This window comes from Paraburkholderia sp. SIMBA_054 (genome assembly GCF_046534875.1).
Classification (GTDB): domain Bacteria; phylum Pseudomonadota; class Gammaproteobacteria; order Burkholderiales; family Burkholderiaceae; genus Paraburkholderia; species Paraburkholderia hospita.
Genome location: NZ_JAWRXV010000013.1, coordinates 194,362 through 205,861, shown reverse-complemented (window position 1 = coordinate 205,861; position 11,500 = coordinate 194,362). Strand labels below are relative to the sequence as shown.

8 protein-coding genes are annotated in these 11,500 nt (G+C 61.3%); all 8 read right to left on the bottom strand.

Translation table 11 applies throughout. From position 1 onward, the window contains the following. Positions 1-69: 69 nt before the first annotated feature. On the bottom strand, positions 70-1,332 hold the full coding sequence (locus SB822_RS18310; RefSeq protein ID WP_086915121.1) for an MFS transporter: 1,263 nt from the start codon (positions 1,330-1,332) through the stop codon (positions 70-72). A gap of 14 nt (positions 1,333-1,346) precedes the next feature. Beyond that, entirely contained in the window at positions 1,347-2,141 is a 795-nt protein-coding gene (locus SB822_RS18305) for a peptidylprolyl isomerase (RefSeq protein ID WP_410855323.1), read from the bottom strand. Between the two features lie 10 nt (positions 2,142-2,151). Beyond that, positions 2,152-2,835 carry a respiratory nitrate reductase subunit gamma gene (gene narI, locus SB822_RS18300; protein ID WP_007745182.1) on the bottom strand — a complete coding sequence of 228 codons (684 nt, stop codon included), beginning with the start codon at positions 2,833-2,835 and terminating at the stop codon, positions 2,152-2,154. Continuing rightward, positions 2,832-3,548 (bottom strand): nitrate reductase molybdenum cofactor assembly chaperone, encoded by a 717-nt coding sequence (narJ, locus tag SB822_RS18295; RefSeq protein ID WP_410855322.1) that lies wholly within the window; start codon positions 3,546-3,548, stop codon positions 2,832-2,834. The genes narI and narJ overlap by 4 nt, the downstream gene beginning before the upstream one ends. A gap of 1 nt (position 3,549) precedes the next feature. Then, the gene (narH, locus tag SB822_RS18290; protein ID WP_410855321.1) at positions 3,550-5,076 is read right to left on the bottom strand and encodes a nitrate reductase subunit beta; all 1,527 of its coding nucleotides are present in this window, start codon (positions 5,074-5,076) and stop codon (positions 3,550-3,552) included. Further along, complete coding sequence (locus SB822_RS18285; RefSeq protein WP_410855320.1) at positions 5,073-8,879, bottom strand: nitrate reductase subunit alpha; 3,807 nt, start codon at positions 8,877-8,879, stop codon at positions 5,073-5,075. Before SB822_RS18285 ends, narH begins: the two co-directional genes overlap by 4 nt. Positions 8,880-9,187: 308 nt before the next feature. Further along, positions 9,188-9,358 (bottom strand): hypothetical protein, encoded by a 171-nt coding sequence (locus SB822_RS18280; protein WP_410855319.1) that lies wholly within the window; start codon positions 9,356-9,358, stop codon positions 9,188-9,190. Positions 9,359-10,091: 733 nt separating this feature from the next. Beyond that, on the bottom strand, positions 10,092-11,486 hold the full coding sequence (locus tag SB822_RS18275; RefSeq protein ID WP_410855318.1) for a dihydrolipoyl dehydrogenase: 1,395 nt from the start codon (positions 11,484-11,486) through the stop codon (positions 10,092-10,094). Positions 11,487-11,500: the final 14 nt, after the last annotated feature.

Here is an 11,500-nt window from a genome sequence, read left to right as displayed (position 1 = left end):
AAGGTGCGTGACGGTGCGCTTTGGTGATTCACACGCGTCGTCACGCATCGGTTTTCAGGCATTCGCGGCTCACCCCGTAACGGGCGTCCGTTTGACTTCCGATAGATAGATCAGAATCAGCGAGACCCAGACGATGCCATAGAGAAACATAAAGCACGTCGAGCGGATCTTGAAGAAGTCGAGCAGCACGCCAAACAGGATCGGCAACAGAAAGCCGCCTAATCCGCCTGCAAGCCCGACGATACCCGTCACCACGCCCATGTTGTCGGCGAAGTCGTCGGCCACATATTTGAAGGTCGAGGCCATGCCGAATGCGAACACCGCGCCGAGCACGAATGTCAGCAGCACGAAGGCGATGAGTGTGACCTCGATATGCAGCGTCATGGTGCCGTTTATCGTGTGAACCACGAAATCGGTGGACGGATACGATAGCAGGAACAGGCAGATCCACGCGACCCAAAGTCCCCACCAGGTCACGCTGTGTGCACCGAAGCGGTCCGCGAGTCCGCCGCCCACCGCGCGCAGGACCGACCCCGGCAGCGAAAAGCCGGCGGCAAATGCAGACGCCATTACCAGCGACATTCCGTATTCGGCCTTCAGATACTGCGGTATCCACAGCGACAGTGCCGTGAAGCCGCCGAAAGTGATCGAGTAATACTGGCACAGGCGCCACACGTGCGGATTGCGCAGCACCTTGAACGAGTCGAGCAACGATCCTTGTGTCTTCCCGGCGCCGGGGTCGCGTGCCGACGCGAACCAGAAGATCAACGCGGTGACCAGCAGCGCGACGGCATAGACGCGCGGCACGAAGCGCCAGCCATAAGCAGCTTGCAAAGACGGCGTAACGAAGAGATTCACCGCCGCGCCGCATGTGCCCGCGCCGAAAAATCCCATTGCAAAGCCGCGCCGTTTCGGTGGAAAAAAGCGTGCGACGTAGGGCGTGCCCACAGCGAAGGACGCGCCGACGCAGCCCAGAAAGAGCCCGATCAGCAAGAATTGCCACAACGCCGTCGCGTAGCTCACGATGTAGACGGGAATCGCGCAGACGACCAGCAGCACGGTCATCACGATACGTCCGCCGAAGCGGTCGGTCCATGCGCCGAGCGGCAGACGCATCAACGCGCCCGTCAACACGGGTGTCGAGGTCAGCAGGCCGAACTCTGTGCTGTTGAGGTTCAAGTCCTCCCGCAATTGCACGCCGAGCACGCCGAACATCATCCAGACGACGAAGCAGACGAGAAACGCGAGCGTGCTCGCGAGCAACACCGACCATGCCTGCATGGTGATGGCGGGCGCCGAGCCCAGATTCTTCGCACCGCTGTGTGCGTTCATACCTGTTTCCCTTTTTATTGAAGCAGCGGCCCATTGGCCTCGCCGAGATGTGCACCTTCGATTCGCGCGCGCGACGCGAGCACTGTCACGTACTGCTGGATCGCCTTGTGCCGGACGCGTTCGTCAAGAAAGCGCGCGATATCGGCGTGGACTGTGTCGAACGCAAGCTGCTCGCCGTCGACACGCCGCTCGATACGAACGATGTGAAAGCCGAAGCGCGTATTGACGAGCCTCGGCAGCACGCCCGTTTCCTGCGTGTCGAACACGGCGCGTTCGAACTCGGCCACGCTGTCGCCGCGCAGCAATTGTCCAAGGCTGCCGCCGACACCGGCCGAAGGACAGTTCGACACTTCACGGGCAGTGCTTTCGAACGTTTCGGGCGCGGCGAGAATCTGCTGTAACGTGGCCTCCGCCTTGTGCCGGATGAGCGCAAGCGGTGCGTGTTCGGTAACGGCAAAGAGAACGTGGCTGGCGAACACGATGTCGTTGTGGCGAAAGCGGACCAGGTGGCTTTCGTAATAGCGCTCGCAGTCCGCGCGGGTCGCCGTCGGCACGCTCAGCTCGGATTCCAGAAGCCGGTCGAGCGATGCGTCATCCAACGGGGCGCTGTCCGCGATCAGCTTCAGTTCGACGGCGCGCTGCCGTAGCAATTCGCGGATCACGAGTGCATGCCGCGCGGCTTCGTGCGGATCGGACGCGCCCGCTTGATGCTCGAGTTCGTTGTCGATGGCGGCTGCGTCGATGGTGATGCCGTTCACGCGCAACGCACGATCATGATCCGCCGATGTGGAAGGGGCTATCGTACTCATCGCATGGTCCTCAACGCTTGCGCACGAGCTGGTACGGGCGGATCAAGTAGGCAATCGCCGCGAATCCGCTCCAGATATGCACCATCCGCGTAAAAGGCGCGATGAGGAAGATCGTGAAGCCAAGCGCGATATGTACCTGATACGTCAGCGGCACGCCCACCAGCAGGCTCGCAATATTCGGCTGGAATGTGACGACACCTTTGACGTAGTCGGTCAGCTGTTCGAACATCGCGCCGTCCATATGACGCATCGACAACGCGACCGTGCCGAGGCCGAGCGCAAGCTGTACCCATAGCACCAGCACGATCACGATGTCAGACACGCGGCTGTTGCGGCGGATGCGTACGTCGGTGAGACGCCGGTGAATCAGGATCGTCAGGCCGATGATGGCCACCACGCCCGCCGCACCGCCCGCGACCATCGCAAGCAACTGATGCATCGACGCCGATAGAAAGGGCGACACAAGCCAGTGCGGCGCGAGAAAACCGACGAAATGGCCGCCCACCACGACGAGGATGCCGAAGTGGAACAGGTTGCTGCCCAGGCGCAGCGCGCCATGCCGCAGCATTTGTGACGAATCGCTTTTCCACGTGTACTGCTCGCGGTCGAAACGCACGAGGCTGCCGAGCAGGAGTACGGCAAGACAGATGTACGGATAGATGCCGAACACGAACTGATGGAAATAGTCGCTCATGACCTGTTCTCCCGGGTACCTGTGCGGCTGTCGTAGAAGTGGATGGGCGCTTGAGCGGGCGTTGCCGCGCCGACGAAACGAACCGGCTCGTCGGCCCATGCGGCGTCGAGCGCGCGATAGTCGGCGGGCGTCGGGACCTGTTGCGCGTCGTCGTCGTGCAGCGTATCGGGCTTCTCGCCCTTGCCGATGCCAGCAAGGGGCAACAATGCGCCCACGACGAAGCTGTAGGGGCTGCCCCGTTTCGCGAGCTGCGTGGTGATCGATTGCAGTATTTCGCCCGTCTCCGCGAGCAGCGCACGTGCATCCGCGGGCGGAAGACGCGACAGATATTCGAGGAACACGGGCAGATAGTCGGGCAGTTCGCCGGCAGCGAGATGCAGCCCATGCTCCTCGTACATTCGCAGCAGATCGACCATCGCCTGGCCCCGATCGCGCGATTCGCCGTGCACATGCTCGAATAGATACAGCGACGTCGCGCGTCCACGGTCGAACAGCGCGACGTAGTTCTCCTGTAGCGTGAGCAGATCGCGCTGCGCGTAGTAGTCGATGAACTGGTCGAGGCCCGCGCGCGCGTCGCGCGTCAGCCCGCGTTCGTCTTGCAGCAGATCACGGGCTTCCGGCAATGCGTCGAGCAGCGGCGCGTCCGGGTAGCTCAGCAACGCGCCCAGCACGGCATACGCCGCGCCGGGCGGAATCGGGGCATGCGAACCCATGTTAAAACTCCTGGCGGATGGGAATCTTGCGGTTGCTCTTCTTCGTCGTGAAGAGACTCGCTTCGGAACGGCCATCCGAGCAGCCATTGCCGAACGAGAAGCCGCACGACGAGCGCAGATCGAACGCGTCTTCCGCATATTCGCGATGCGACGTCGGAATCACGAAACGATCCTCGTAGTTGGCGATCGCCAGATAGCGGTACATGTCCTCGACCTGCGCGATGTTCAGTCCGGCCTGCTTCAGCACATCGGGCGCCTCGATCCCGTCGACGTGGCGCGCACGCATGAACGCGCGCATCGCAAGCAGCCGTTCCAGTGCGAGCTTGACGGGTTCTTCCTTGCCAGCCGTCAGCAGATTCGCGAGATAGCGCAGCGGAATGCGCAGCGATTCGATGTCGGGCAAATAGCCGTTCATGCCGAGTTCGCCGCTATTGGCGGCCGCGTTGATCGGCGAGAGGGGCGGGACGTACCAGACCATCGGCAGGGTCCGGTATTCCGGGTGCAGCGGGAAGGCGATTTTCCAGTCGATCGCCATCTTGTAGACGGGCGACCGGCGCGCGCCGTCGAGCCAAGCCGCGGGCACGCCGTCGCGTTCGGCCTGCGCGATCACTTCGGGATCGTTCGGGTCGAGGAACACGGACAGTTGTGCCTCATACAGATCCGTTTCGTTTTCGACGCTGGCTGCATCGCTGATGCGATCCGCGTCATACAGCATTACGCCGAGATAGCGGATGCGGCCCACGCAGGTTTCCGAGCAGACCGTGGGTTGCCCCACTTCGATGCGCGGATAGCAGAAGATGCATTTCTCCGCCTTGCCGCTGTGCCAGTTAAAGTAGATTTTCTTGTACGGGCAACCGGACACGCACATGCGCCAGCCGCGGCACTTGTCCTGATCGATCAGCACGATGCCGTCTTCCTCGCGCTTGTAGATCGAACCGGATGGACACGACGCGACACACGCCGGATTCAGGCAGTGCTCGCACAGTCGAGGCAGATACATCATGAAGGTGTTCTCGAACTGCCCGTAGATGTCTTTCTGCACATTCTCGAAGTTGTAGTCCTTCGAGCGCTTGTCGAACTCGCCGCCAAGAATCTCTTCCCAGTTCGGCCCCCACTCGATCTTTTCGAGCCGCTCGCCGCTGATCAGCGAACGTGGCCGCGCAACGGGCATTGCCTTCGTATCGCGGGAGTCCTGCAGATGCGCATAGTCGAACGTGAACGGCTCATAGTAGTCGTCGATCTCAGGCAGATGCGGATTGGCGAAGATTTGCGCGAGCAGCCGCCACTTGCTGCCCAGGCGCGGCTCGATCTTGCCGTCGGCCTTGCGTTTCCATCCGCCGTGCCAGCGGTCCTGGTTCTCCCAGTCCTTCGGATAACCGATGCCCGGTTTCGTCTCGACATTGTTGAACCACGCGTACTCCATCCCTTCGCGGCTCGTCCACACGTTCTTGCAGGTCACCGAGCACGTGTGGCAACCGATGCATTTGTCGAGGTTGAGCACCATCGCGATCTGCGCACGCACCTTCATGAGGTTTCTCCTTGACGGTGTTTATGCTTGGCGGGGTTGACGGGATCGGGCGGGGCGTCGTCGAGCCAGTCGATATGCTTCATCTTGCGTACGATCAGGAATTCGTCGCGGTTCGAGCCGACGGTGCCGTAGTAGTTGAAGCCATACGCCAGTTGCGCGTAGCCGCCGATCATATGCGTGGGCTTGAGCGCGATGCGAGTGACCGAGTTGTGGATGCCGCCGCGCGTGCCCGTGATTTCGGAACCGGGCGTGTTCACGATCTTCTCCTGCGCGTGATACATCATCACCATGCCGTGCGGTATTCGCTGGCTGACGACGGCGCGTGCGCACAACGCGCCATTGACGTTGTAGCACTCGATCCAGTCGTTGTCCGATACGCCGATGGTCCGCGCGTCGATCTCCGACAGCCACACGATCGGCCCGCCGCGCGACAGCGTGAGCATCAGCAGATTGTCCGTGTAGGTGCTGTGAATGCCCCACTTCTGATGCGGCGTGATGAAGTTCAGCACGATCTCCGGGTTGCCGTTCGAGCGTGCGCCGAGCATCTTCTCGTAGTTGCCAGTTTCGATAGGCGGCTTGTAGACGCACAATGCTTCGCCGAATGCCTGCATCCAAACGTGGTCCTGATAGAGCTGCTGGCGGCCGCTGAGCGTGCGCCACGGAATCAGTTCGTGAACGTTCGTATAACCCGCGTTGTACGACACGTGCTCGGACTCGATGCCGCTCCACGTCGGCGACGAGATGATCTTGCGCGGCTGCGCCTGGATGTCGCGAAAGCGGATCTTCTCGTCCGCGCGCGCATCCGCCAGATGCGCATGCTCGATGCCCGTCAGCGACGATACGGCATGCCATGCCTTTACCGCGACGGCGCCATTGGTTTCGGGGGCAAGCGACAAGATGACTTCGGCGGCGTCGAGCGCGGTGTCGATACGCGGGCGTCCCGCTGTGCCGTTGACGGTCGTGCCGCCTTGACCACCGCCTTGACCATTCGCGACGCGATAGTTGAGTTCGCCGAGCAACGCGACTTCTTCCTTCGTGTCCCACGTGATGCCTTTGCCGCCGTTGCCGAGCTTATCCATCAGCGGACCGAGCGACGTAAATCTGTCATACGTGGCGGGATAGTCGCGCTCGACGACGATTACAGAAGGCATCGTCTTGCCCGGTACGGGTTCGCATTCCCCCCGTTTCCAGTCGAGCACGTCGAACGGTTGCGCGAGTTCGGCGGGGCTGTCGTGTGCGATCGGCGCGAGCACGACATCGCGTTCCACGCCTAGATGGCCGACGCTCAGTTCCGAAAAGCGCTTTGCAATGCCCTTGAAGATTTCCCAGTCGCTTTTCGATTGCCACGCGGGATCGACGGCGGCCGACAGCGGATGAATGAACGGGTGCATGTCCGACGTGTTCATGTCGTCCTTCTCGTACCACGTCGCGGTGGGCAGAACGACATCGGAGTACATGCAGGTGGTCGACATGCGGAAGTCGAGCGTGACGAGCAGATCGAGCTTGCCGCGTGGTGCATCGTCATGCCACGTGATTTCTTCCGGACGCGGATGCCCCGACTTGAAGACCTCTTCGCCTTGCACGCCGTTGGTCGTGCCGAGCAGATGCTTGAGGAAGTATTCGTGGCCTTTGCCCGACGAGCCAAGCAGGTTGGAGCGCCACACGAACAGGTTGCGCGGAAAGTTCGCCGGATTGTCGGGGTCTTCGCAGGCCATGCGCAGACTGCCCGATTTCAGCTCCTGCGCGATCGTCGCGCCCGCTTGCGCCGGATCGTTCAACGCGCGGCCGACATCGAGCGGATTGGCGTGGAGTTGCGGCGCGGACGGCAACCAGCCCATGCGTTCGGCGCGCACGTTGTAGTCGATGGGCGCGCCGTGAAAGTGCGTCTTGTCGGCAAGAGGGGAAAGCAGGGCGCTCGGGTCCATCGGGTCGTAACGCCACTGGTCCGTATGCGCGTAGAAGAATGACGTCGAATTCATGTGGCGCGGCGGCCGGTTCCAGTCGAGCGCGAACGCGAGCGGCGTCCAGCCCGTCTGCGGACGCAGCTTTTCCTGGCCCACGTAATGCGACCAGCCGCCGCCCGATTTGCCGACGCAGCCGCACATGATCAGCATGTTGATGATCGCGCGGTACGACATGTCCATATGGAACCAGTGATTGATGCCCGCGCCGATGATCACCATCGACTTGCCCTGCGTCTTGTGCGCGTTCTCGGCGAACTGGCGCGCGACGTTGATCACGTCGGCGCGCTTGACGCCGGTGATCGCTTCCTGCCACGCGGGGGTATAGGGCAGATCGTCGTCGTAGCTCGCGGCGATGTGCTCGCCGCCCAGACCCTGATCGATCCCGTAGTTCGCGATGAACAGATCGTAGACGGTAGCGACCAGCATGTCGCCGTTGCGCGTCGCGATTCTTCGCGCGCCGATTTTGCGCGACAGTTCCGAAGCATGCGACGTGTGATTGAAGTGCGGATGCCGGATATTGCCAAAGTAGGGGAAGAGTACATCGGCGACTTCATCGTGCGCGTCGACGAAGGAAAGGCGCGGCTCGATGGGCGTGCCTGATGCCGACTCCTCCTTAAGATTCCACTTGCCCTTGTCCCCGCCTTCCTTCTGGCCCCAGCGGAAGCCCGCGGAGCCGACGGGCACGACGGTCTCGTTAGTGACGGCGTCGATAACGACCGTTTTCCACTCGGGGTTGTTGGCCTGGCCGAGTGCGTCGTCGAAATCCGAAGCGCGCACGAGCCGCTCGGGCACATAGCGGTCGCCACGCGCGACGAGGCGCACGAGACACGGCATGTCGGTGAAGCGGCGGCAATAGTCGATGAAATAGTCGCTTTTGCCGGCGAGGTGAAACTCCTTGAGAATGACATGGCCCATTGCGAGTGCGAGCGCCGCATCGGTGCCTTGCTTCGGGTGAAGCCAGATGTCGCCGAATTTCGCGCCTTCCGCGTAGTCCGGGAATATCGACACGATCTTCGTACCCTTGTAGCGCACCTCGGTCATGAAATGCGCATCGGGCGTGCGCGTCTGCGGCACATTGGAGCCCCACATCATGATGAACGTGGAGTTGTACCAGTCGGCGGATTCGGGCACATCGGTCTGCTCGCCCCATGTTTGCGGGGATGCCGGCGGCAGATCGCAATACCAGTCGTAGAAGCTCAGGCAGACACCGCCGATCAGCGACAGATAGCGCGAGCCGGCTGCATACGACACCATCGACATCGCGGGGATCGGCGAGAAGCCCACCACGCGGTCGGGGCCGTGCCGCTTGATGGTATAGACATTGGCCGCGGCGACGATCTCGTTGACCTCGTCCCATGTGGCGCGGATGAAGCCGCCGAGCCCGCGTCGGCTTTGATAGCTGCGCCGCGCCGCGTCGTCTTCGACGATGGATAGCCATGCCTGCACGGGTTCCATTGTGCGGCGCCGTTCGCGCCACAGTTTGACGAGCGCGCTGCGCACGAGCGGATACTTGAGTCGGTTCGCGCTATAGAGATACCACGAGTACGAGGCGCCACGAGAGCATCCGCGCGGCTCGTGGTTCGGCATATCGGGACGCGTGCGCGGATAGTCGGTTTGCTGCGTTTCCCATGTGACGATGCCGCCCTTGACATAGATCTTCCATGAACATGAGCCGGTGCAGTTCACGCCATGGGTCGAGCGTACGATCTTGTCGTGCTGCCATCGTTGCCGATAGGCGTCCTCCCACTTTCTGTCTTCGTCGGTAACGGCGCCGTGACCATCAGAGAATTGCGGTCGGGCCGTTGTGAAATAGCGCAACCTGTCCAGAAAGTGGCTCATGGAGATCCTGGTTCTATCGGGGGACGTTTTTAAGCATTAAAGTATGCGAACCTCAATAAGTAAAGTTGACACATGTTTTGCGTCGCCGTACTGATCTTTATCAATTTTTCCCGTGAAGGTCGCAATTGAAGCTGCTCGCTAAGGGGGGATGACCTGGTTAGTCGGGGTGGGGGCAAGCAGATGGAGCGGGCGTTCCGGCGCCGTTATCACATGTTGTGATATATCTGTGAACTTTTTGCGTCACACGGCGCTGATGGATGTTGCAAGGCAGTGCTTACAGCTCGTTGAGTAATCGATAACAACATTGATTAAAGAAACTTTTCATAACGCCTTCGGGAATTGTGCCGGTGCATTACGTGATGTTGGGCGTCGCCCTTCTTTAGTTTTTCGCTGGCATCCGGGAGGCGGGGTTTGCTGCGCAAGCGGTTTGGTGTTTTTGCTTTTGCGCTGGCATCCGCGTTATGGTGTTTGCCGTTCACGCGTCGCCCCTGTGCGGGGCGGCACCTACTTTTCTTTGCCGCCGCAAAGAAAAGTAGGCAAAAGAAAGCGGCTAACACCGCCAGTTCTAGTTCTTGCCTGAGGGCCCCCAAAGGGTCCTATGCTTCACACGGCAACTATCTGTCCGCCTGCGTTGCCAACGCTTTGTATGAGCGCCTCACCCGCTTCAAATACCCCTGCACGGGCAAGCGGCAGCGAATGGTATGTGCCGCCCAGGTGGCAAACTGTGTGTAGGTTGTCGGGTCGTATAGCTTGGCGCTCTTACAGGGCGGAACGCGTGCGCTATCAGTCCGAAGTGAGGCGTATGAGGCTCTACGGCCTACACACAGTTTGCCACCTGGGCGGCAGCGGAATATCTGGCACGGTGTGCCGTGACGCGGGTGCGTGAAGCGGGTGAGGCGTCAATTCGGAGCGTTGGCAACGAACATGAGTCACGTGATTGCCGCGTGAAGTGAGGGACCGGTTGGGGGCCCTCAGGCAGGAACAAGGATTGGCGGTGTTAGCCGCTTTCTTTTGCCTACTTTTCTTTGCGGCGGCAAAGAAAAGTAGGTGCCGCCCCGCACAGGGGCGACGCGTGAACGGCAAACACCATAACGCGGATGCCAGCGCAAAAGCAAAAACACCAAACCGGATGCCAGCGCAGAGGCCAACACACCGAACCAGCACTGCGAAGCCAAATCACAGCCCCCGCCGAAGCAAAAAACCAAACGCAAATCACATAACGGCAAGCTGCGCAGCAGCACTCCTCAACGCGCTGCGCAAACCCTCCTCAACAACAGGATGATAAAAAGGCATCGCGAGCATCGCATCAACGGTAAGTCCCATCTGCAACGCCCACGACAGCAAATGCGCAATATGCTCAGCATCCGGCCCGATCCACTCAGCACCCACAAACCGTCGCGTATCGCGATCCACATACACATGCATCAACCCACGATTCCGCAGCATCACGCGGCTACGACCCTGATCCTCAAAGCTCACTTCACCCGTCACAAACGACCCATCAGCAAGATCCAGAAACCGCGCCCCAACCATCGCAATCCCAGGCTCAGAAAACACAACTGAAATCGCGGCCCGCCGCACAAGCGGCTTCACATCGGGATACCGCGCGGCATTGTCGCCCGCAGCGCGACCTTCATCGGCGGCTTCGTGCAAGAGCGGCAGCACATCATTCGCATCGCCCGCGATAAACACGGGATGCTTGCCCGCCTGCAACGTCAACGGATCAAACACAGGCACACCGCGCGCATCGACCTCGAGCGTCGTGTTATGCAGCGCAAGCTTGTCCATATTCGGCCGACGGCCCGCCGTCACCAGCACATAATCGAACGTGTCTTCGTGCAATTCCCCCGCGCCATCGCGATAACGCAAACGCACGCTGTCACCTTCGCGCGTCGCCGCTTCCACCTGCGCATGCGTCTCGAAGTGAAAAGAATCCCTGAACACATCACGCGCATAATTCTTTATCGCCGGATCGCTCAACGGCCCAACGCGCCCACGCGCGCCAAGCATCGTCACGTCGACGCCAAGCCACGCGAGCGCCTGGCCGAGTTCCAGCCCGATCACGCCCGCGCCGACCACCGCGACCTTGCGCGGCAGATCGTCCCACGCAAACACGTCGTCGTTGACGATCGCGCGGTCGCCGAGCGCCTGGTACATCGCGGGCACGTACGGCGACGAGCCCGTCGCGATCACGATGCGCTTCGCGTGCACGCGGGTGTGCTCGCCGACCTGCAGCACGTTGTCGTCGATGAACTGCGCGTAGCCGATCAGCCGCTCTTCATCGGGAATGCTTTCCGTCGATTCGACGACGAACCCAACAAAGCGGTCGCGTTCGCCCTTGACGCGCGCCATCACTTCACGTCCGTCGACCCGCACGGCGCCATCGACATGCACGCCGAACGGTGCCATGCGGCGCGCCGCATGCGCGGCTTCGGCGGCGGCGATCAGCAGCTTCGACGGCATACAGCCGACACGCGCACAGGTCGTCCCGTACGCGCCGCCTTCGATCAGCACGACACTCGCGCCCGCGGCCTTCGCGGCGCGGAAGGCGGACAAGCCCGCGCTGCCCGCGCCAATCACTGCAACATCGATCTGAAGCGTCTTCATGATGTTCCTCGTTC

Excerpts from the sequence above, each read along its gene's own strand:
- SB822_RS18310 (WP_086915121.1), bottom strand. The coding sequence starts at position 1,332 with ATGAACGCACACAGCGGTGCGAAGAATCTGGGCTCGGCGCCCGCCATC.
- SB822_RS18305 (WP_410855323.1), bottom strand. The coding sequence starts at position 2,141 with ATGAGTACGATAGCCCCTTCCACATCGGCGGATCATGATCGTGCGTTG.
- narI (WP_007745182.1), bottom strand. The coding sequence starts at position 2,835 with ATGAGCGACTATTTCCATCAGTTCGTGTTCGGCATCTATCCGTACATC.
- narJ (WP_410855322.1), bottom strand. The coding sequence starts at position 3,548 with ATGGGTTCGCATGCCCCGATTCCGCCCGGCGCGGCGTATGCCGTGCTG.
- narH (WP_410855321.1), bottom strand. The coding sequence starts at position 5,076 with ATGAAGGTGCGTGCGCAGATCGCGATGGTGCTCAACCTCGACAAATGC.
- SB822_RS18285 (WP_410855320.1), bottom strand. The coding sequence starts at position 8,879 with ATGAGCCACTTTCTGGACAGGTTGCGCTATTTCACAACGGCCCGACCG.
- SB822_RS18275 (WP_410855318.1), bottom strand. The coding sequence starts at position 11,486 with ATGAAGACGCTTCAGATCGATGTTGCAGTGATTGGCGCGGGCAGCGCG.